A 22,948-nucleotide genomic window follows, 5' to 3' on the forward strand; every position below is an offset into this window, starting at 1 on the left:
AGACCTGCGGCGGTAGCGGGGTGGGGCCGGGTACCATCAAGCGTTCTCGATAGAGCACGTTTCTTCCCTCGTGAATCCGTTGCGCCGGCTCAGCCGGCGGAAGCGTCGCCAAGCGGTGTGACAGGGTGCGCGGCGGGAACCGTGGTTGACTGTGGTTGTGATTCGCCGTCTTCGCCTTCCTCGTCCAGATCGGGTTGACGTGCGGTGGAAATGAATCCTGCGAACAATGCAGACCCGGTAGCCGCGACAACCGCGCACGCGATCAGCAATCCGCGTACGCCGAACGCCAGGCCGAGCGGGCCGGCCAAGGCATACCCGACGGGCTGGCCGACTTCGGAGGCGACCAGATCGAAGGCGGCGACGCGGCCCAGGACCTCACCGGGTACCGCCTTTTGCATCGTGGTCTGGAACACCACACCTTGAAGGCCCATCGCGCAACCACTGAACACCGCAGCGATCGCCACGGCGGCCAAAGGCGCCTTCAACCCCAGTGTCAGAGCCTCGGCGACCATCAGTGGTGGCAACCATGCGATGAAGACCACCGGCCGGCGCACGTTCAGCCGCCCGGCCAGGAACTGAGACCCGACGATCCCTACGGTCAGACAGGTGCTGATCAACCCCCAGGCCTTCGCTCCGCCCAGGTGTTGTTTCGCCACTGTCGGTCCGAGGACAGCCAATGGCGCCAACAGAACCAGGGAGAACAACGTCCACTGCACGGTCAGCAGCCACAGCCAGCGCCGCAGGCGGAACTCCTGCCAGCCCTGGCGCAGTTGGGCGCCGATTCCCCCGGGCATCTCCGGCTCGTCTTCGGCGGAGGCAGCGGGGATGCGGGCCAGGACCAGGCACACCGTGGTGCCGACCATGAGCGCGGCGTCAGCCAGGAACGCCGTGCCGGGGCCGAAAGCCGAGACGAGCACACCGGCCAGCGCCGGGGCGACCGTCCAGGTCATGGATGAGAAGCTGCCGATCAGACCATTGGCCTCACCTAGGTCGTCGGGGGCCACGACGTCGGGCACGATTGCCGTGCTCGTCGGGCTGAACAGGGCGTCGGCACCGCCGTAGACGACGGCCACGACGAAGAACCAGGGCAGCGAGGCGACTCCCGTCAACAGGGCGGCCGCCAACGCGCCGGCGGCCGCCAGCCTGGTCAGGGCCGAAGCCATCAGGACCCGGGTCCTCGGCAACCGATCGGCGGCTACCCCGGCGAACAGCGACAGGGACAGCGAAGTCGCCGCTTGGACTGCCAGCACCGCGCCGAGATCATCCGGTGAGCCGGTGACCTTCAATACTCCGAAGCTTTCCGCCACTGGTAGAAAGCCATTCGCCATGCCCGAGCCCAGCAGCGCGCCGAAGACGTATCGGAACTGCCTTTCAGCTAGCAGTCTGCGGCGTACTCCGCGGCGCCGCGACGAGGAGGATTCGGATTCCTGGAGAGCATCCACTGCCGACTCCCTGGTAGTCGAGAACTGTCAACGAAACCTAATTCTCAAGCCTGTTTCTTGATCACATCTCCCTTTGCCTGAATCAATGACAGCGGACGCATGTCCGTCCAGTTGTCGCGGACGTAGTCGAGGCACGCGGCCCGGTCGGCAGCGCCGAAGGCCCTGTCCCAGCCGACGGGCACGGTGATCGACGCCGGCCACAGCGAATGCTGTCCCTCGACGTTCACCAGCACTATGAACTCGGCGTCCTGATCCTCGAACGGATTCACCATCGACTTGCTCCTCTTCGGTGTGGGGGACGGCGCTCAGGCTGAATCACGCGACCGGACGCCGATCGAGATCCCGCAGCACTGCGCGCAGATAGGTCAGTAGGGCCTGATCGGTCACATGAGCGCCTTCGACGGACCGGCCGAACAAAGCCGGATCGGCATACGGGACCGGCTCTGCTCCGCCGTTCTCAACGCCTGGATCCTCGACGTCGACGGCGGTGAGAATCACCTCGTTCTCCGCGGAGCCGCTCTGGCGTACCAGCTCAGCCCATTGCGCTGGGGGGACTATCTGGGTCCCCAGCTTGGCGGCACACATGCCGATGACGCTCTTCCAAGAGCTGTACTCATCGGTCAGGACGGTGTGCGGACCGCAATCCGGGTCGCTCAGTGTCGTTTCCACCACCAGGCGCGCAGCGGTGTCGACGGGGATCCACATCTCCTGGAATTCGGTGTCCGGCGCGGAACCCATCGCCATCGCCAGGCGCATCAGCCGGAGCACGGCGTCGCGGGGGTTGCCGAGACCTGTGCTGGTGTCGAGGAACAGGCGCGGCATTCGGAAGATCGATCCTTGATAGCCTCTGTCCCGAACCGCGAGGACGACCCGCTCGGCCATTTCCTTGCTGAGCACGTAGCCGTTGCCGTCTACGTTGCGAGGTACGGCGTCAGTCGAGATCAGATGCAGCGGCTTGGCCCGGCCGCGCGCTGCCAATCGGACGAGTTCCCTGGTGCTGCCCAGGTTCGTGGCTGAGAGGCTGCCGTAAGGCAGCACGAGGTTCACCGCGGCGCCGTTGTGGTAGATGCTGGTGACGGCCGCGCCGAGCTCGGCGAAGTCCGCTTCGCTCAGTCCCATCATCGGCTTGGACAAGTCGCCGGCGACAACGTCAACCCGTTGTTCGAAGTCGGGCGTCATACGGTTGAAGTGCTTCATCCGCTCCCTGAGACGCTCCAGGCCTTGCCCTGCGTCTGCCGCCCGTACCAGGCAGCGAATCCGGCCGTCGGTCTTCTGCAGCAGTTCGTAGAGGAGGAACACGCCGAGATACCCTGTCGCGCCGGTGAGCAGGATGTCGGAGGTCTGGTCGCCGGCCGAGGGCGCGGGCGGTTCACCGATCTCCCCGAGAAGCGCGGACAGGGCATCCTCGGCTGCGTCGACCTGTTCCGAGACGCTCGCCGAGGATGGCAGCCGGGCCTTCTCGCCGCCGGCTTCCAACGCGGCCGCGAGTTGCGCCACTGATGGGTTCCCGAAGACCATGTCGACCGCGACCCAGTCTCCGAACATCTTCCGCAGCCGGAAGACCAGCCGGGCGGCGAGCAGCGAGTGTCCGCCGAGATCGAAGAAGTCCGCCTCGACGCCTACCTCCGGCAGTCCGAGCAATTCAGCGAACACCGCGCAGATCTTCTCTTCGTAGGGGGTGCGTGGCGGTGTTCCGTCCGCGACGGCGACGCGGCTCAGGTCGGGCTCCGGCAGCGCGGAGCGGTCGAGCTTGCCGTTGGGTGTCGTCGGAAGCCGGGTGAGAACCACGAACGCGGACGGGATCATGTAACGCGGTAGCAGGCCGCTGACATATGAGCGCAGATCGGCGATGAAGATGTCGCCGGTGTGCGAGGGCACCACGTAGGCGACCAACAAGCGGTCTCCGTTGTGATCCGTGTGCGCTGTGACCGCGACCTGGCCCACGTCGGGATGGCGGGCCAGGACGGCTTCGACTTCCGCGGGCTCGACCCGATGACCGCGTATCTTCATCTGGTCGTCGGCGCGGCTCAGGAACTCCAGTTGCCCGCCGCGCAGTCGGCGAACGAGATCTCCGGTGCGGTACATCCGCGTGCCGGCGCTTCCGTACGGGTTGGCCACGAAGCGCTGCGCCGTAAGTGCGCCGTCACCGCGATAGCCTCGCGCCACACCCGCGCCGGCGATGTACAGCTCGCCGGGCACGCCGAGCGGCACCGGTCGCAGCCGGCCATCGAGCACGTAGACCTGGGTGTTCCAGATCGGCGTGCCGATGGGGACGGGACCGCTGTCCAGTTCCGGCCCCGACGGCAGCCGGTGGAACAGTGACTCGACGGTGGTCTCAGTCGGTCCGTAGCCGTTGAAGATCTGCACGTCGGGGTGCTGCCGCTTCCACGGCGCCAGTGCCGCGCCGATCAGCTGCTCCCCGCACAGCAGTAGCTGCCTGCGCGGCAGGAAGTCCGGGCCGAGCTCCGAGACCAGGGGCAGGTGGCTCGGCGTGACCTTGAGGAACGTGGGGGGACCCGCCATCGCGGCGGTATCCGGATCGGCGTCGATGTCCAGCGCTTTCAGACGCACCTCCCCACCCGCGACCAGCGGGGTGAACAATGTCGTCAGTGTGAAGTCGAAGGAGATGGAGGAGTGAGTGATCACCGATCCGGTCACCGCGGAGAACGTGTCGGCCGACCACAGTAGGTAGTTGGTCAGGTTGCGGTGTTCCACGGCCACCGCTTTCGCGTCGCCGGTGGAGCCGGAGGTGAACATGATGTAAGCGGTGTCGCCGGGGCGGATCGTCGCGCGTTCCGCCGCGGAGAGGTCTGCGCAAGCAAGCCGGCCGACAGCGTCGGCGACGCCCGGGTCGTCCATGAGGATGCGGGGGACTCCCGATCCTTCGGCCGCCGGGCACACGGCGTCGGTGATCAGCACCAGCGGTCGGGCCGCGTCGAGCATGAAGTCGATCCGCTCGACGGGATAGGTCGGGTCGATCGGCAGATATGCCGCCCCGGCCTTCAAGGCGGCGAGCAGGGCGACGACGAGATGCTCGGAGTTGCCCAGCGCCACCGCGATCACGCTGTCCGGGGCAGCCCCACAGGCCAGGAGATACCGGGCGAGTTCGTTGGCCCGGGCATTGAGCTCGCGATAGGTGAGTTCTGTGGTGCCACATCTGACCGCGACCGCGTCCGGTACCGTTGTCGCCTGTGCTTCGAAGAGTTCGGGCAGTGTGGTATCGGGAACTGCGACCTCAGTACGGTTGCAGCCGTCCAGCAGCTCGCTCCGCTCTTCGTCGCCGAGCACGTCCATTGTGCCGATCACCGCGTCCGGATCGGCGGCGACGGCGGCCAGGACTCGTTCGAACCCGCGCGCGATGCTCTGCGCCGTCTCGCGATCAAACAGATCGAACTGGTACTCCAGGAGCCCTTCGACGCCGGCCGGTTCGCCGTCCGGGCCGAAATGTTCCGTGAGACTGAGATAGAGATCGAAGCGGGTGCTGCCGGTCTCGATCTCCACCGGGGTCTGCTCCAAGCCGTCCATGGCCAGGTCGAAATCAGCGCTGTTCTGCAGCGCGAGCATGACTTGGAACAGTGGATGGCGAGAGCGGGAGCGAGTCGGGTTCAACGCCTCGACCAACAGATCGAAAGGGGTGTCCTGGTTGTCGAACGCTTCGAAGTCCGCGGCCTGGACCCGCTTGACCAGCTCCAGGAAGCCGGGGTCGCCGGAGATGTCGGTGCGCAGCACCACCGGGTTGACGAAGAAGCCGACCAAGTCAGTCAAGGCCTCGTCCGTCCGACCCGCCACCGGTGTCCCGATGGGGATGTCCGTTCCTGCCCCGAACCCGCCCAGAACTATCGCGAAGGCTGCTTGCAGCACCGCGAACATGGTCGCCTTTTGCTTACGGACCAGTGCTGTCAGCCGCGCATGCACAGCGGTGTCGACGGCGAAGGAGATGGTTCCACACGCGAAGTCGGATACCGGCTTGCGCGGCCGGTCGGCCGGAAGCTTGATCTCCTCGGGCATTCCGTCCAGGGCCGCACGCCAGTAATCCAACTGCCGCGTACCCAGGCCGTTCGGGTCGCCGTCGCCCAACAGGCTGCGCTGCCAGAGCACGTAGTCGGTGTACTGCACCGGCAGGGGCGGGAAATCAGGTGCCACACCTCGTCGGCGGGCGTTGTAGGCCTCAGCAACTTCCCGGGTGAGCGGGCCCATCGACCACCCGTCGCCGGCGATGTGGTGCATGGTGAGCAGAAGAACGCTTTCTTTCGCCTCGAGTTCCAGCAGCCAAGCGCGCAACGGCAGGTCCAGGGACAGGTCGAACGGGTTGGCGCTCATCCGCTCCATGACCGCCTGCAGATTGGTCTCCGTGACGGACCGGTGTTCCAAGATCGACGGGACCTCGGCCGGATCAAGGATGACCTGGCAGGGCCCTTTCTCGGTGTCGTGGTAGACCGTACGCAGCGTGTCGTGCCGCAGGACGACATCGCGAAGTGCTGCGTCAAGGGCTGTGCGGTCCAGGTCGCCGACCAGTCGTGAGGCGAACTGGATGAGGTAGAGGGAGCTGTCCGGGCTCATCTGCTGGATGAACCACATGCCTCGTTGCGCGTAAGAGAGAGGGAACATGAAAGTCCTTTCTTATGGCCGGCTGGACATGGGCACCAGCGGTGGGCGGGTGGTGGCGGTCACCCCACCGGTGGCGATCCGCTCGGCCAGCCCTGCGGCCGTGGCCGTATCGAGCAGGTCCTGGAGGCCGAACTCGACGCCGAATGTGGTCCGGACCCGGCTCAGCAGTCGAACGGCTAGCAGCGAGTGGCCGCCGATGTCGAAGAAGTCGTCATTGACGCCGACCGTCTCGACTTCGAGGATCTCGCTGAAGATTTGGCACAGCTGCTGCTCATGCCCGGTCGTGGGGGTGCTGCGCGGGCGCACCGTCGAGCGGTCGGGTGTCGGCAGCGCACCGAGGTCCACCTTCCCGTCAGCGGTCAGCGGCAGCGTGTCCAGGTGGACGATGATGGTGGGCCGCAGGTATCGGGGCAGTCGCTCGGCGGCGTATGCCAGGATTGCCTCATCGGGCACGTCGGACACGACGTAGGCGACGACCTGCCCGCCGCCGGGGCCGTCAGATTTGATCGTGGCCGCTACCGGTCCCGCACCCGGATGGCCGGAGAGCACGGTCTCGATCTCACTGAGATCGACACGGTAGCCGTTCAGCTCCACCATCTGGTCACGCCGGCCGACGAGCTCCAGTTCGCCGGTCGTTCGTCGACGGGCACGATCACCCGTGCGGTACATCTGTTCACCGGGTCCGCCGAACGGACAGGCCACGAACGACTCGGCGCGCAGACCGGTGGCCCCGGCCGGCGTCGCGCCGGGAAACGGGCCGGCGAGGTAGATCTCGCCGATCGCTCCGACAGGAGTCGGTCGTAGCCCTTGGTCCAGGACGAAGACCCTGGTCCCGTCGCCGGCTTGGTCGACGGGAGGCGGCGTGTCAACGGACAGCCGTGCGGCGAGAGTCGCATGAAGCAGGCGCGCGTGCTCGCCGCTCGCGTGCCGCAAGGCCTCCTCGTGTTCGGCTTGCGACAGGAGGGGAATCTCGCCGACGCTGCGTTCCGCGTCCTCCAGCGCGCCACGGAGAAACGTTCCGAAGTGAGTGGCGATCCGTGAGATGGTCTCGGCATCGAACAGCGCCGTCGAATATTCGATCTCGGCATCGAAGCCGTTCGTGTGCTCCACTATCTCGATGCTCAAGTCGAGCCTGGAAGTGGTGCGGGGCGGGGGCGGGACCGTCTCAATCACCAAACCTCCGGCGTGGTGCGGACGGTCCTGGTGTTCTGCCAGGGTGAACAGCGTCTGGAACACGGGGCTACGGCTGTCATCCCGGGGCGGGCGCAGGCGCTCGACGACCTTCTCAATCGGTGCCTCCTGGTGGGCGAGGCCACTGAAGACCACTTGCCGAACGTGATCCACCATGTGCGGGAAGGCCTTGTCGCGCTCGAACCGCAGACGCAGGACGAGCGTGTTCACGAACATGCCGATGAGATCGTCCGTCTCCGGGTCCAACCGACCCGCTGCAGGTGTTCCAACAAGCACCTCGTTCTGATCGCAGTACTGGGACAGCACAGCGACCCACGCGGTGAGCATCACGACGAATGGCGTCGCCTTCCACCCGCGCGCCGCGGCGATCACCCGGTCGCGCAGGCCCGCGTCGAAGGTGAAGGTGTGGCTGGCGCCCGAGAAGTCGATCCTGGCCGGCCGGGGCCGGTCCGTGGGAAGGCTCAGGGCGAAAGGCGCACCGCTCAGTTCGTGGCACCAGTAGTCGATCTGATCGTCCAGCAGGCCCTGCGCCAGTGCTCGTCGCTGGGCCAGTGCGTAGTCGCGGTACTGGGCCACGAGAGCGGGAAGCGCGGGCTCGCGGCCCTTGGACTTCGCATCGTAGAGTTCTGTCAGCTCGCCGACGAGCACGTCGAATGACAGCGCGTCGAACACCATGTGGTGGACATCGATCAACAGACGGTGGTCGGCTTCGCCCAGCCGGTAGAGCCCAAGCCTTACCAATGGCCCCGCCTCGAGGTCCCAGGGGGCCAGAACCTCCCGGGAAACCAGATCCTCGAACCCGTCCGTCCCCTGTGTCTCCACCGGAGACAGCCGTACCGGTGTGGCGGCACGAGCCACAAGGCGGGCTGTCCCGGAAGCGGTCGATACCACGGAGCGCAGGACAGAATGTCGGGAGATGATCTCGGTGAGGCTCTCCTGCAGGGCTTCCAGGTCCATGTCGCCGCGCAGCGCCAGCACCACCGGACTTCCATAGAGGGCATCAGATGCTGACATCTGCTCCGAGGCCCATATACGTTCTTGGCCCAAGGCCAGGGGGTGCCCGAACGGTGAGTCGTCAGTTACCGGCATTCCGTATCCAATCCGCGTACGTTATGTTCGGAGCCTTTGCGGGAGAGCGATCAGTAGATGACACGCGCGGTGTGGCTCATACGGCGGTCACGCGACTTCCGCAGATCACGCGCGACGCTTAGGCGCTTCAACCATCGGTCGGTCCCGTCGAACCGTGCCGTGAACGGCACACGCCCGTGGACGATCTTGTAGTTGTCCAAGAACAACACTTCGCCCGGTTCCAGGATGTGCTCGCGGATCGCCCGGTCGACCGCGTCGACGATCCCGGTCATCGCCGCCGCGCTCTCCGTATCGGCGTACGCTTCCTCCATGAAGTAGGGATCGATGCGCAGGTACGGCGCGGCCGGATCGCCGAAGAGGATCGACACGTGTTCGGGGTGGCTGTCCAGGTTGGTTATCCACTCGTAGCTGCGCGTCAGAAGAGCTTCCTCCCGCGCGGACAAGTGCTGCGTCTCTCCCCGGTTCTGGGGCAGGTGTGACCGGTCGGGCCTGATCGGGTAGCGCTTTTTGCCGAGCAAGTCCCGCAGATCCTCGGAGAGGTCGAGGTCGTCGACCGATGCGAAAGTGGTGGCCACCGAGTCTGGATTGCGCAAGCAGGCCAGGCCCAGATAATCCGCTCGCAGGGGATGGAACGCTTCCTCGGTGTGCCAGGTCAGCAGCTCCTTGCTGCCGGATCCCAGCTGTTCGTTCTCGTGCCCTTTGATCGGCAGGATGTCGTGCATGATGCGGCCGTCCTGCTGCGTGGACCAGCCCACAACATCGCCCAGGAGCGCGGCGCAGAGCACGAAGTAGATCTCTGTCGGCAGCGTGGCCGCACGGCCGGTCTGGCTTCGCCAATGTTTCGGGGTCGGTCCGATCCGGGTGTCATCGATGACGTGGCCGCGGATGGACAGAACGCCTCCCGATTCCTCATGCCGGAACGTATTCAGTTCGGCACGCAGTCGGTCCGGGAGCTCGTGCGCATAGACGGTGCTGTCACGTAGGAAAACGGGATCGTTCACCGAGTCGAACTTCGCTGCGAGCGACGACGTCACCGTGTCGATCTGCCGCAGTTCGCTTTCGGTGAGAGTGACGGCATACATGCTTGTGTCTCCTTTCATCAGGTCAGCCGGCCAACTCACGTGCCAGGACCTTGAGGCCTTCGCGGAGGGCTTCGGCGTCGCCGCCGAATCCAAGCCGCACCCTGCGGGGGTGATCGAAGGCCATCCCGGGGATGAGGAGAACGCGGTGGGCCTCGCCCAACCGCCGGCATATCGCTCTTGTGTCTTCGTTTACGCCCAATGCGGGGAACGCTGTCACTCCGCCCATCGGCACTGGCAAGTCGACGACGTCACCATGCTGGCGGGCCCACTCGATGAGCAGCTTCCGATTGGCCGCGGCGGCGGTCAGCCGCGGCTGGATGAACGAATCAGCGTTCTCCACCACGCAAAGGGCGATCAACTCAGTCAGCGGGGACAAGCTCAACGTGACGCAGTCCCGGAGAACGGTCATCGCCGAGAGCACCTCAGGCTCTGCGATGCACCAGCCGAAACGCAGGCCCGGAAGCCCCATCGATTTGGAGAAGGTTCCCACCGAGACGGTTCGCGGGTAGAAACGTCCGGGGTCCGGCAGCGGATCACCGGCGTAGACCAGGTCGGAGAACGCGGCGTCCCAGATGAGATAGGCACCCGCCGACGCCGTTATGTCCAGCAACCGGTGCAACTGCTTCTCACTCAGTGTCGTACCAGTCGGGTTGTGGGGGAAGTTCACCACGATCGCCTTGGTCCTGGCCGTGACCAGTGCCTCCAGGTCCTCCAGCCTCGGGCGGAAACCGTCTTCCTCCCGTAGCCGCCATCTGAGAACGTCACAGCCGATGGACTCTGCGACAGACACATGTGAGTGATAGGCCGGCGCCAGCGCTATCACCTGGTCGCCGGGTTCGAGCAAGACGGAGAGCGCCGTGTAGATGGCCTCACTGCCACCGTGCGTCGTCATGACGCGTCGAGGGTCCCCGGTGCCCCAACGGCTGGCGATGGCTTCCCGCAGGTCTTCCCGGCCCAGACAGGGGCTGTCGCGGAATACCACTTGGTCGAGGTCGGCGGTGGTGATTCCGCAACGCTCACGCACCTCCTTGAGCGAATAGTCCAGGACTCCGCTCGATCCGATGTCGATGGCCGCATCCTGATAGTGGTCGCGCATCCAGTCTTCCAGGAGCGCAGAATTTAGTTTCATGTGCAGGTATCCGTGATCTGCTCTGGTTTTCGGCGCGCACTTGAAAAACGCTCGGCGATGTCTCGAAAGGTTCACATCTCCAGGCGCAGGAATGACGTTAATCCGGACCGCTCTCGAAAAACTCCTCGCCGCCTACTTGAGGTCGCGACCGGTCGGTGCTCACGCTCGGACGAGCAGGAGTGTCACAGCCAGTGCTACGCCGCTGACCTCGAACCCGCGTTCGCTTGGCGGTAGTAGCGGGGGAGTAGCTTCCTTGACGATCCGCCAGCGCCGATCCGCGGCGCATCGCGGCGACGCCTTACAGCAGCGTTGCCAACGCCGCTCGGTCCACCTTGCCGGTGCTGGTGAGCGGAAGCGTGTCGACAGCGATGATCCGTCGCGGCACCATGTATTCGGGGAGATATTTGCCAGCGAACGCGCGGAGTTCGGCGAAGGGGACGGATTCGTCAGTCGGCACGTAGAAGGCCGCTAGGTCTTTGCCGCCTGGCCCGTCCACGGCCATCGCCACGACGGCGTCGACCCCGGGGCAGCGGGACAGGGCTCCGCGAACCTCGGCGAGCTCTATCCGATATCCGCGGATCTTCACTTGGTCGTCGACGCGCCCGAGAAACTCGATTTCGCCGTCGGCGCGCCAGCGAGCGCGGTCGCCGGTCCGGTACATCCGCGATCCCGGCGGTCCATACGGGTTGGCGCAGAACTTGGCGGCGGTCAGCGCCCGGGCACCGGCGTAGCCGATGGCCAGGCACTCCCCGGCGATGTACAGATCTCCGGGTACGTTTATGGGGCAGACCTGCAGTTCCTCGTCCAGAACATGGTATTGGGCATTCGCCATCGGGCGACCGTATGGGATGCTTTTCCACTCGGGCTCGATCGAGTCCACGATGAACTGGTTCGACCACACCGTACATTCCGTGGCTCCGCCCAGCGCCGCCACCTGGGCCCCCGGAAACGCGGACTGCAATTCGCCCGGGGTGGTCAGAGGTATCCAATCGCCGCTGAGCAGCGCTAACCGCAATCGGCTGCCGGCGATGTCGGTTCGCTGCCTCAGCAGGGGTGTGAGCATTGCGAGCATGGCTGGCGCCGAATCCCAGATGGTGATCGGCTCGCCTGCGATGATATCGATCAATGCGGAAGGCTCTGCGAGTTCGCGGTCGCTGGCGACCCTCACCGATCCGCCGCTGGCCAGTACGCCGAACATGTCGTATACCGACAGGTCGAAGCAGAACGAGGTAACGAAAAGCAGACGGTCGTCGTTCCCCACCGCATGGCAGCGCTCGATCCAGTCAAAGAGGTTGGCCACCGCCCGATGAGCCACTACGACAGCCTTCGGCGCGCCGGTCGACCCCGACGTGAAGATCGCGTAGGCGGGGTCGCCCGGGTTTGGATTCGTCGTCGGCGGGCCTGTTGGTGTCGCAGCGACATCCTTGGCCGACCACACACTCTGCACCCGTCTCGGAGTGGCCTGGTCCGTCGGAACCGGCTCGTCGCCGAAGCGGATGACCGCGTCGTAACGGCACGCCCATTCGCCGGGAAGATCGTCGGTGCGGCGGGCCACCGAAGCCTGCGTGACATTCGGGATCACCTCGGGGAGCCGGGTGATCAGCGAAGGCGGGATCCGCAGACCGGGATGCTGCTCGGCTCCGGGGTCGATCAGATCGATGAGCACGACGGCTCCGCCCGGACGGACCAGACGGCGTACATCGGCAAGAGTGTTCAGAAAGTACTCGCAGTCCGGAAAGAACTGCACAGTGCTGGCAAGGACGACGGCGTCGAACCGCCCCGTGACCAGATCTGGTAGTTCATGTGCATACGCAGTGAGCTCTTCAATACGTAGCCCGCGTGCTTCGGCGAGGTATCGCGTGCGCCGCACGGCGCCTCTTGAAGGGTCGGCTGCGACATAGCGGCCGGCTTCCGGGGCGAGGGCCTCCATCACCAGTCCCGTCCCACAGCCGACTTCGAGAATCGACGCCCCTGTCCCGATCGCGTCGGTGACGAGCAGGGAAATGTGACGCTGGTACACGATCATGTCAGCGGGCGTGTATTCGTGGCCGGCCTGCCGGAGATTGAAGCCCGCCGCACGGATGGGATCAGGATCGTCGGCAAGGAGATCGAAGAGGTCCTCTATCGACTCGCGCTCCAGCCGGGCTGTACCAAGTCGAGCAGTCGACGCGTCCGGGCTGACCACGGCCCGCAGCGAGGGGACGTCCCATCTGAACTCCTGGGCTTCGTCCAAATGCGCTGCATCGGTCACCAGGATTTCGACGCCGAGATCGCAAAGCATCGCCACCACCCGTGCCCGCGGCCAGGCAGGGTCGATGGGCACGTACGCCGCCGCAGATTTCACAATGCCGGTCAACCAGAGCACCGTCGCGGGAGTTCGCGAAGCATAGAGCCCGATGAAAGTGCCCGGGGCCGCGCCGATCGCCTGCAGTAAGCGGGCGATCCGGTCGCCTGCGCTGTCCAACTCACCGTGTTCGATCACCGATCCGTCGGCACCGACGAGAGCCGGGCTGGATGGGGTGCGGACGGCCGAAGCACGGAGATAATCGGCGATGGTCATGTCGTGGTGGAACGGATGTGAGGTTTCGTTCCATTCGGCGGACGGCATCAGTGGGTCGGCAGACGGCATGTGGTGCCTCTCAGTCCTTGCGAGGAGCAGCATCGGTCGATGCACGACGCCGTCTCCGCCAGGAACACGCAGAGGTCGCAGCCATCCCTTTGACACCCCCTGTCACGGAGTTCCAGGCATTGGGGGAGAGGTAGCTTCGCGACCCTGCGGTGGAGACGATGCGGCAGTGAGGTGGTACACAGAGTCCCACGCCCAAGGCCCAGTCACGCGTCCTGCATGGCAACGCTAGCTGTTGGGTCTATCGCAACCCTCTTCCGCAGCTACCCTTCGTCCAGGGCTGCTTCCAGACTTATGCCAAGGCGGGAATCCTCGCCGCCAAATGGTCCAACCTCGAGGCTATGTGCGGTTTCTATCCGTCAGCGCAAAGCAGGATGTTGACGCTTATACATTGGGACAGGATAGTCTGTTGGCCCTGACGCCGTGGCCTTCGAGATATCAGCTGCCAGGCATCGAGCGGATCACGCGAACTTGCACCGCCAACACCGCTCGGATCTTGGGTCGTCCGCTTCCAGGTGGCGGCTGGCAGCCGCAGCGTCCACGACTCCACCGGGGTAAACGGCCAGCGCTTTTCGCCAATGGTCTTTGGCCTTGGCGATATCGTGGCGAGCGAGTGCGACATGCGCAAAGCCTTCGTGGGCACGTGCGACGTATCGCTGAGAGGAATACAGCAGGCCTAGGGATTCGACCCGGGCGTACGACTGCTCGGCCGACTCCAGGTCTCCTAGGCTGACGTGCGTGTCGCCGATCGCGTTGAGCGCGTCCCCCTCGAGCTGGAACCAGTCGACGGACCGTGCCAGGTCGACGGCCTCGCGGCCGGCATCGAGGGCTTGGGACAGGTTGTTTGACGCCCGATACACGGCACAGAGCCCAGCCAGGGCTAGTGCTCTACTGCGCGGGCTTCTGTTTCTGGTGCTGAGTTCCAGCGCTTCCAGATACCTCTCGCGGGCACTGTTCGTCCGACCCTGGAGATTGAGCACTTCGGCGATGTTGCAGACTCTGTTTGGCGACCGGTTGGAAGATTTATCGTCTGTGCAGCCGATCTCGATCGCCCGGTTGAAGTATTCGATAGCTTCTGTCAATCGCCCGAGTTCGCGAGAGATCACGCCGAGATTATTGTTGAGTGTCGCCTGAAATTTGAGATCTCCGACCTGTGCTGCGAGGGCCAGGGCGGTGAGGAAACAATCACGGCTCTCGGTGAAGTTGTTTGCGTCCAAGAGTATTACGCCGAGGTTCGTCAGCTGGTTTGCCTCCGCCAGCAGGTCGCCTCTTGCGCGGCTGATCGCGATCGCGCCGGATATGAGCTCACGCGCCTCAGAAACTGCGCCGCGAGCACGCTTCACGGTGGCCAGGCCCATGAGGCACACGGACTCTCCGTAGTCGATGCCTAGCCGGCGCACTGACGCCAGCGCCGTTTTGTACAGGTCTTCCGCTTCACCCCACTGGTTTATCCGAGAAAAGTAGGGTAACATCGCACATGTTAGCTGCCAGGTATGTGAGTCGAATCCGCGTAGCGCGGCGTCTCGAACAGCGGCCGCAATATTTCGATATTCGTCCTCGAATAACGAAAGGGCTGTGTCGTAGTCAGAAACCTCCTTCAGGTATTTCGGCTCCGCATCGGCCTTGAACGTCACGTAGCGATTTTCGGCCTTCATGGCTCGACACCAGGCGTCGATCGATACGAGGTAGTAGTCAAGGAGTCGACTGAGTGTGGATTGTCGCGCGTCTTCGTCGTCATCACGAACGTGCAAGTCTTGTGCGCAATCCCGGACCAGGTCATGAAAACTGTAACGACCGGTACGCCGCTGCTGTAGAAGGTTTATATCAAAGAGTTCTTCCAGGCCGTCCTCGGTCTGCTCCAACGATAAACCCGATAGCGCCGCAGCAGTGTAAGCGTCGAAATCGTGCCCGGGGTGCGCGCTCAGTCGACGGAAGAGCTTTTTCTGCATAGGAGTCAGATGCTGGTACGACCAGCCGATGATAGTCAGTACATTTCGGTCTCCCGCCACCAGAGTCCTAGCCCGGCCGTCTCTTCGTCGCAGCTGCCCGACCAGATCCGATACGGACCAGCTCGGGCGATCACGGAGCCGGGCGGCGGCGATCTGGATGGCCAGTGGTAGCCTTCCACATAGTTCGAGAACGAGTGTGACCTGATCGGGCTCCGTGGTGGCACGGTCCACCCCGACAATTCGACTGAAAAGCTCATAAGCATCGCGGTCCGGCATCACATCAAGGGACAGAGGCTTCGCACCCTCCAGGGCAGTCATACGACGCCGGCTTGCAATCAGCACGAGAGTTCCAGGCTCGGCAGGCAGCAGGGGACGTACCTGCGCTACATCTGAGGCGTTGTCTAGCAGCACAAGTATTCGGCGTCCAGTCAACCTGCTACGCCATACAGCGCTACGTTCGGCAAGCTCTTGAGGTATTGCTTCGGGAGGAACGCCGATGCTGCGGAGTAAGATGTTCAGAGCCCGCATCGGAGACATCGGTTCGACTCCGACCGTAAAGCCCTGCAGGTCAACGAAGAACTGGCCATCCGGGTATCGATCGGCCAGCCGATGCGCGATGTGGACGGCGAGTGTCGTTTTACCGACGCCGCCCATGCCGTCGATCGCAGAGATCACGAGCGCCGCAGTGGCTGAGTTGGTCGCATCGGCATGTAGACGATGAATCTCTTGCTCGCGGCCGGTGAACTCCGTAAGGTCCCGGGGGAGGAAGTTGGCCATCAGCGGCGCGGAGGAATTCTTGGCGATCTCAACTGTCGCTGGTGCTGAGAAAACCGCAGCTGACGGAACTGCGGTGCTGCTCATCAGTACCTCCTGATGGGCCGCGCGCAGTCGAGGTCCGGGGTCCAAGCCGAGCTCTTCGGCCAATCGGCTTCGTACATCCTCGTAGACAGCGAGTGCGTCCGCCTGTCTATCGCTGCGGTATAGCGCCCGCATAAGAAGTGCGCAACTCGATTCACGGAGAGGGAAGTCGGCTACCAGCTGTGTCAGCATCCCTACTGCCGATGCGGCGTCGTCCAACTCGATACTGATCTCCGCCAACTGCTCGATGGCGGCGGCTCGCCTCTCGGCGAGTAGGACCGCGGTGCTCTGAAGCCTTTGAGACTCAAGGCCCATCGCTCCCGGCCCTCGCCAGAGCGCGATTGCCTCCTTGAGATGGTTGCTCGCCTCGGTGAGTTCTCGTGCCGCTACGGCGCTGTCAGCCGTCAGCAGTAGTGATTCGAACCGAAGAAGATCGACGGCATCCTTCGGCACGCTGAGCTTGTAGCCAGAGTCGACCCTCAACACCGCAGCGGCGCCGGCGGCTGGTTTCAACGCTTTGCGGACACCAGCGATGACGTTGTGCACCTGTTGACGTGCTGATTCCGGCGGAACTTCCCACAACGCGTCTATGATCTGGTCCACCGACACGACTGAGTTCGCGTTGAGGCTCAACAGAGCCAGAGCTCTCGCGTAACGCCCCCCTGTGGTGGTCAGAAACGCGGACACCAGGGTTGACCAGGGTTATTATGCGGCAGGCTCGTACTCGTGGATCAGTCCGCCGAGGATGCGTTTTCGGCGGATCCGGTCGGCCTGGGCCGGGAACGGGATCACGTTTGGGTCGTCATCTGGGGCGCGCAGGTTCATTCCGTCGCCTTGGTGGCTGCGGCCGGCGTTGTAATGCGCGATGTACTGGTCCAGGACGACGCGAAGTTGGCGTTCGCCGGAGATCAGCATCCGGTCGGTGCATTCACGGCGAACGGTGCCGACGAACCGTTCGGCGATGGCGTTCATCTTCGGCGCTTGTGGCGCGGTCATGATCGCGGTGATGCCGGCGGCGCTGAACACCGCGTCGAACGCGGCGGTGAACTTGGCGTCGCGGTCCCGGATGAGGTGGGTGAAGCAGGGTCCTGCGGTTTCGAAGTCTGCGGTGAAGTCCCGGGCCAACTGGGTGGCCCATGCGGCGGTCGGGTATCGGGTGATGCCGAGCAGGTGGACCCGGCGAGTGGAATGCTCGATGACGAAGGCTACGTAGAGCCTGGTGAGAGTGAACGCACAGTCGACGTGGAAGAAGTCGGTGGCCAACAAGGTGTCGGCCTGTGCCCGCAGGAATGTACGCCAGGAGTCGTCGCGGTGTTTCGGTGGCGGGATCCTGTGGGCGCGCAGGACCTTGCGGATCGTGGCCGCGGCCACACGGTGCCCGAGGCGACGCAGCTCTCCTTGGATCCGCACCGCGCCCCAGGCGCGATTCTCCCGTGCCATGGTGAGGATCAGCTGGACGAGTTCGTCGCTGATCGGTGGTCGGCCCGGAGCCTTCGGCTGGCGCCACTTGTTCGCGACCAGGCGGCGGTGCCAGCGCAACAGCGTGCCCGGGGTGACGATCCGGTGGCCGCGAAGGGTCTTGGGCAGAAGTCTGGACAATGCCGCGAGCACGGCCCGGTCGGTCCAGGAGATCCTCGGCTTCGGATTCGTGCGGCGCAGCACCGCCACCTCTTGGCGTAACACGAGTATCTCGGCGTTCTTGGATGCCTGCGATCGAGCCGACAGCGCCAGCCAGGACAGAACGCTTATGAAGATCCGATACAGCAGACCAACAGCCACAGACCCGATCGTCCCACGGCATCACCCCAGGTCCCGGGCAGTGGCCGAATTAATGACCAGCACAGGTACGCACCGGATCCGACGGCGCGCTGTATCCGAGCGAGTTCTTCGAGGACGAGCAGGGCCAGCTCATCGCGTTCATCCCGGTGGCGGACAAGGCCACTGTTTCCGGGCGGGTGCGCCTGACGGAGATCCCGGCAGCCGAGTTGGCGGTCACCGTGCACCACGGCGCCATCAGCGAGCTGGACCAGACCTACGGCGCGCTCGGGACGTTCGTGGCGGAACAAGAGATCGGGGTGCGGGGGCCCATCCGCGAGAACTACGTCGTGAGCTCAAGCGACGCAAGCCCCGAACCCACCTACCACACCGAGGTGTGCTGGCCCGTGTTCCGTACCAGAGGCGACCGGATCTGAGCGCAGCCCTCTCCCGCCCGTCGGCGCTGTGGCAGGCGGCGTCGAGTTGGCGCAACAGCGCCTGGGGCTTGGTGCCCATGGCCTGCTCGACCAGCGGTGGCTGGCGTATCTGGGGGATAGCGAAGGCAGCGTGTAAGCGCTCGGCCTCAGCGAGCATCTCCGGTCCCGGAGCGGGCTTGGCACGCTGCGGGGAACCGGTCACGGCGGCCGCGTCGAAGTCGGCCCGGCCACTGACCGGGACGAAGGCCAGCCCGGCCTGTTCGACCTGCGCGCGAACACCGCTGCCGGTGACGACCGTGATGTGGTGGCCGCGCTCAGCGAGCCCTTTGGCTATGTACAGCAGCGGTGACAGCTCGCCGGGGATGGGCGGCGCCGCAACGATGATCTTTGACATGTCCCCTACTTGGACTTGTGGACCACTGATATGCGGATGCACTAGTTCACGCCCGATATCCGGATTCCATCTTCGGCACAGCCGCCGGACCGCCTATATCCCAAGCGCTAGGGATGTCTTGGGCCGCGTGTTGACTGTTCCCTGGAAGGAGGGCCGAAGTCGTGGCATCGGCGGAACTCCGATCCCCGGCGTTCGCCGATACCGGCCCGAGCGCGGCGATGTTGAGGATCGAACCGTGGGAATCCCTGCCGGGCGTAATGTCTTGCGCGCGACAAAGGGGAATCAGAGGTGGCAGATGGGTGGCGATTCCGTCTGGTCGGGCCGCTGGAGATTCGGCATGACGGATTGTTGGTGCCCGTCACCGCGGCGAAACAGCGGATCCTCATCGCGACGCTGGCCCTCGCGGCCGGCGAACCCGTCACCGTGGCGCGGTTGGTCGCGTGCCTGTGGGGCGATCAGCCTCCGCTCAGCGCCCGCAACACGCTCACGAACTACGTGCTACGGCTGCGCCACACGCTTCAGGTCGGCGCTGAACCGGGGCCGCTGGTCACTTCGGCGGCCGGATACCGCCTCGACGTCGACGCCGACGCGGTCGACGTGCACCGGTTCGGCTCCCTGGTCCGGTCCGCCCGCTCCACCGTGACGACCGGCGAACCTCAGGCAGCCGCGGCGCTGCTGGATGAAGCGTTGGAACTCTGGCGAGGAGAACCGCTGGCGGACGTGCCCAGCGAGGTGCTGCACCGTGAGGTCGTGCCGGGGCTCGTCGAGCAACACCTGGCCGCGCTGGAACAGCGCATCGACCTGGATCTCGAACTCGGTCTGCACAGGGAACGGATCACCGAGCTGATCGCGTTGACCACGGGATATCCGTTGCGTGAGCGGATGTGGGCGCAACGGATGCTCGCCCTGTACCGGTCCGGACGGACTGCCGAAGCACTGAGGGCCTACCACCAAGCCCACAAGGTCCTCGCCGAGGAACTGGGTATCGACCCCGGTCTTGAACTGCGCGACCTGCATCAGGCCGTGCTGACCGGTGACCCCGCCCTGGCCCTGCACTGGGCACACCTGCACGCTGACCGGTTTCCCGACGGGCAGCTCTATTTCAACCTCCGTGGTTTTGATCCGACCGGCGCCCCGCAGGCGCCCATGACCGCGATGCACGGATTCCTGACCGCGCTGGGGGTGCCCGCGCAGGAAGTGCCGGCAGACCCCGACGAGCGGACCGCGCTCTACCGCTCCCGGCTGGCCGGCCGGCGGATTCTGGTGGTTCTGGACAACGCGCGGGACGCCGGGCAGGTCCGGCCGTTGCTGCCCTGAAGGTGCCGAGAAATCTATCCACACTGGTCACAGGCTTGCGGCGGCTCTTGCCATCCGGCGATGATTGAGGCTTGTGTGTCTGCGTTTCGTGTTCCTGATCGTCACCTGCGTGCTCACGGCGTTACGGATCTCCTGCCGCGACACAACCTGGCAGACCACGGAGATCCTTCTGCTGCGACACCAACTCACGATCACCCAGCGTCAGCTCGGTGAGCGTTCCCAGCCAAGGATGTCCTGGGCTGTTCGAGCATTGATCGCGCTGCTGCTTGGCTTGATTCCCAAAGTCCGACATTCCACGCTGAAGCTGATCGTCACCCCCGGCACGATCCTGCGGTGGCGCCGCGACATCCTGCGCCGCCGCTGGGCTGCAAGATCCGTCCCAAAAGGCAGGCCGGCGACCCGGCAGAACATCAAGGCCCTGGTGCTGCGGATGGCGAAAGACAACGAACACTGGGGCTACCGGCGGATTGCCGGGGAGCTGGCAGGCCTGGGCATCAAGGTCGCGCCTTCCACCGTGTGGGCCATTCTGAAGAAGGTAGGCATCGATCCGGCACCTCGTCGCAACAGCCCCACCTGGGCGCAGTTCCTCCGGTCCCAGGCCGAGGCGATCTTGGCCACGGACTTCTTCACGGTCGACCTGCTCGACGGAACTACCGCCTACGTCTTGACGATGATCGAACATGCCACCCGCCGAATCCGGATCCTGGGCGTCACCGCAACTCCAACCACGGGCTGGACTGTGCAGATGGCTCGGAACGCCCTGATGGATCTCGAAGAACACGCCAACAGGTTCAAATACCTCATCCGCGACCACGGCGCACAGTTCACCACTGCGTTCGACGCAGTGTTCCAGGCTGCGGATATCGAGATCATCATTACCGCAGTCCGTGCCCCAGTCATGAACTCGATCCAGGAACGCTGGCACCGATCAGTGCGTGCCGAACTCCTTGACCGCACCCTGGTCTGGAACCTGTCGCACCTGCGACGCGTCCTGGCCGAATACGAGACTTTCTATAACGAACACCGTCCCCATCGGGCTCTCGGCCAGGCCGCACCGCTGAAACCCCTACCCGACAACGTCGTCGATCTCGACCGCTTCCGCGTCGCCCGAAATGACCGCGTCGGCGGCATCCTCCACGAGTACCGCCTGATCGCCTGACCAGCACGGATGGACTTCTCGGCACCCTCACGGTTGACAGGCACGAAGCTCGAAGAGCCTGTCAGGACCGGCCATACCATGCCCCGCGTGCGGGTATCGTGGTTCGCGATGGAAGGCAACGAGCAGGCGGAGTTTCAGCGTATCGAGATCACCGCGAAGATGGAGCGCGCCAGGGAGCTTGTCGTGCAGTACGAGATCGGGCTCGCCCACTACCGGGCCGACCTTGAACGCAACAGTTACCTGCTCGGTCGGCTAGGCGAGCGTCTGGGCGAGGCGGAACCGGAGGAGTTGCGATGACGCTGGAGCAGATGGATTTCGAACTGGCCGAGATGAAGGCGCGCAACGCTACTCACCGTGCCGCCTCGATTGCGGAGATCGAGGAGCTTTTGCGGACCGAGACGAACGTCCACGCTCGAGAGTTCCTGGAGAAGCAGTTGGCCGGGTTCAAGGCGGCGGGAGCAACTGGACAACCCGACGCGGCGTGATGGTGGCATGCGTGGTCCAGGGTTGGTCCAGGGTCGGCTCTGAACCAGATCATCCCAACCTGACACTCGATGACACCGAGAGCCTGCTAGAAGCGGACAGACTGACATAGACTGTACTGGCTTGACATTGGATGACCGTGTGAAGGTTGACAACCTCGGCGCTTCTAATCCGATGGTCGCAGGTTCGAATCCTGCCGGGGGCACCGAAGTCGAACCCCAGGAAGCCCAGCTGACCTGGGGTTTTACGTTTCCTCGACTTGAGCACTCGACTCGAGTCGACCCGTAAAGTCGTCGAAATGGCCCCGTGTGATGACGATGTGATGACGGCCGTAGCGACTCCGTATGGTGACGGCCTGTTTTTCGCTGTGCCGTCGTATCGCTCGCTCTCCACGGGGGCAGGTGCTCGCCACGAGTTCGGGTCCCCTCAGGGGTCGAGCCTTCTGACTTTTGTCGGCGGACCCCCGCCTTTGGAGCGTTCGTTGCTCGCCTGCGATCGGCTCATGATGCTCTGTTCAGAGAGTGAGCCATTGCGACGAGCGGTCGCCGGCGCGGATCGCTGAGAACCGCTGCTGCAGGAACGTGAAGTATCGCTGGTCCGCACTGGCGCGGCGGAGTGGTCCGGTGAGCTGCATCATGTCGCGCATGTGCATGAGTGCTTCATAGCCTGGAGAGCGAGCCAGGTCATAGCCGTACTTGGCCGCGAAGGCGCCCTTCCAAGCGCTGTTACGGCCGTACCTGCGCACGGCATGCCAGGTTGGCACTAGGTCCACTTCGCGAGGCCCGTGGCTGACCCAGTCCCAGTCACCGAGCAGCAGGCTGTGGGAACGGCTGTTCGCTAGCAGATTTCCCGCCCACGCGTCTCCATGGACGAGGCCCGGTGGGAGTTGCCACTCGATGGCGGCGAGTTGTTCGCGCACCTTGACGATCTCCTGCTTGAGCCATGCGACATCGTCGCGGGCCAGCACCGTCTCGGGCACGGACTCAGCGAGCGCGCCCTCCAGCGAGGTCAAGGCAACCCAGGACCGAAGGTGCACTGGGACGGCGTCGTCGATCGTGTGGAGCCGATGCAGCAGCGCAGCGAGATCGGTCGATGAGTACTTCAGCTCGACTGGTTGCTCATGGAACTCCCAGAAGCTGGCTACTGATCCGGACTCGAGCGCTACCGGTTCGACGGTTCCAAGCGGCGCAGTAGCGGGGAATCCGTGGGACTGCACCAGCCAGCGGGTCACCGCCTGAGTTAGCCGGACTTGTTCGAGGTCCGCAGGCCCCACGGTGATGCGGATGACCGCCTCTGCACTCGGCAGGTAGTAGATGGCGTTGCTGTAGTGGTGGATCAGTCGCGCATCAGCAGGGTCTATTCCGGCGTTGGCGCAGGCTGCGACGAGCTGGGCCTGAAGGTCGTCGTCGTTGGTCACGCCGCCGTGCTC

General features: G+C 64.5%; 15 protein-coding genes. 5 read left to right on the forward strand and 10 right to left on the reverse strand.

All coding sequences use genetic code 11. The annotated features are described in order from the left end of the window. Positions 1-89: 89 nt before the first annotated feature. The 9 genes from IZR01_RS10130 to IZR01_RS10170 form a co-directional block, all read right to left on the reverse strand. Complete coding sequence (locus IZR01_RS10130) at positions 90-1,442, reverse strand: MFS transporter (RefSeq protein ID WP_194892003.1); 1,353 nt, start codon at positions 1,440-1,442, stop codon at positions 90-92. A gap of 44 nt (positions 1,443-1,486) precedes the next feature. Continuing rightward, the gene (locus IZR01_RS10135; protein WP_194892002.1) at positions 1,487-1,714 is read right to left on the reverse strand and encodes an MbtH family protein; all 228 of its coding nucleotides are present in this window, start codon (positions 1,712-1,714) and stop codon (positions 1,487-1,489) included. A gap of 43 nt (positions 1,715-1,757) precedes the next feature. Then, on the reverse strand, positions 1,758-6,050 hold the full coding sequence (locus IZR01_RS10140; RefSeq protein WP_194892001.1) for a non-ribosomal peptide synthetase: 4,293 nt from the start codon (positions 6,048-6,050) through the stop codon (positions 1,758-1,760). Positions 6,051-6,062: 12 nt separating this feature from the next. Next, positions 6,063-8,330, reverse strand: coding sequence for a condensation domain-containing protein (locus IZR01_RS10145; protein WP_194892000.1), 2,268 nt, complete (start codon positions 8,328-8,330; stop codon positions 6,063-6,065). A gap of 50 nt (positions 8,331-8,380) precedes the next feature. Next, complete coding sequence (gntD, locus tag IZR01_RS10150) at positions 8,381-9,412, reverse strand: guanitoxin biosynthesis L-enduracididine beta-hydroxylase GntD (RefSeq protein ID WP_194891999.1); 1,032 nt, start codon at positions 9,410-9,412, stop codon at positions 8,381-8,383. A gap of 22 nt (positions 9,413-9,434) precedes the next feature. Beyond that, the gene (vioD, locus tag IZR01_RS10155) at positions 9,435-10,508 is read right to left on the reverse strand and encodes a capreomycidine synthase (protein ID WP_194891998.1); all 1,074 of its coding nucleotides are present in this window, start codon (positions 10,506-10,508) and stop codon (positions 9,435-9,437) included. A 331-nt stretch (positions 10,509-10,839) separates the two neighbouring features. After that, positions 10,840-13,170: an amino acid adenylation domain-containing protein gene (locus IZR01_RS10160; protein WP_194891997.1), complete on the reverse strand. Its 2,331-nt coding sequence runs from the start codon at positions 13,168-13,170 to the stop codon at positions 10,840-10,842. Between the two features lie 458 nt (positions 13,171-13,628). Next, positions 13,629-16,577 carry an AfsR/SARP family transcriptional regulator gene (locus IZR01_RS10165; protein WP_323746124.1) on the reverse strand — a complete coding sequence of 983 codons (2,949 nt, stop codon included), beginning with the start codon at positions 16,575-16,577 and terminating at the stop codon, positions 13,629-13,631. Between the two features lie 102 nt (positions 16,578-16,679). After that, entirely contained in the window at positions 16,680-17,753 is a 1,074-nt protein-coding gene (locus tag IZR01_RS10170; protein WP_194923705.1) for an integrase core domain-containing protein, read from the reverse strand. Positions 17,754-17,884: 131 nt separating this feature from the next. Here IZR01_RS10170 and IZR01_RS10175 point away from each other — a divergent pair, with 131 nt between their 5' ends. The 5 genes from IZR01_RS10175 (at position 17,885) to IZR01_RS10195 (ending at position 21,521) form a co-directional block, all read left to right on the forward strand. Then, positions 17,885-18,166 (forward strand): GyrI-like domain-containing protein, encoded by a 282-nt coding sequence (locus tag IZR01_RS10175; protein ID WP_323746971.1) that lies wholly within the window; start codon positions 17,885-17,887, stop codon positions 18,164-18,166. Positions 18,167-18,911: 745 nt separating this feature from the next. Then, the gene (locus tag IZR01_RS10180) at positions 18,912-19,877 is read left to right on the forward strand and encodes an AfsR/SARP family transcriptional regulator (protein ID WP_194923707.1); all 966 of its coding nucleotides are present in this window, start codon (positions 18,912-18,914) and stop codon (positions 19,875-19,877) included. Between the two features lie 88 nt (positions 19,878-19,965). Next, on the forward strand, positions 19,966-21,036 hold the full coding sequence (locus tag IZR01_RS10185; RefSeq protein ID WP_323746970.1) for an integrase core domain-containing protein: 1,071 nt from the start codon (positions 19,966-19,968) through the stop codon (positions 21,034-21,036). Between the two features lie 108 nt (positions 21,037-21,144). Continuing rightward, complete coding sequence (locus tag IZR01_RS10190) at positions 21,145-21,333, forward strand: hypothetical protein (RefSeq protein WP_194923709.1); 189 nt, start codon at positions 21,145-21,147, stop codon at positions 21,331-21,333. Then, positions 21,330-21,521: a hypothetical protein gene (locus tag IZR01_RS10195; RefSeq protein WP_194923710.1), complete on the forward strand. Its 192-nt coding sequence runs from the start codon at positions 21,330-21,332 to the stop codon at positions 21,519-21,521. The genes IZR01_RS10190 and IZR01_RS10195 overlap by 4 nt, the downstream gene beginning before the upstream one ends. Positions 21,522-22,033: 512 nt before the next feature. Here IZR01_RS10195 and IZR01_RS10200 read toward each other — a convergent pair. Further along, entirely contained in the window at positions 22,034-22,936 is a 903-nt protein-coding gene (locus tag IZR01_RS10200; protein WP_194891992.1) for a phosphotransferase, read from the reverse strand. Between the last annotated feature and the right edge of the window lie 12 nt (positions 22,937-22,948).

Origin of the sequence: Catenulispora pinisilvae (genome assembly GCF_015356865.1) — a bacterium.
Taxonomy (GTDB): Bacteria; Actinomycetota; Actinomycetes; order Streptomycetales; family Catenulisporaceae; genus Catenulispora; species Catenulispora pinisilvae.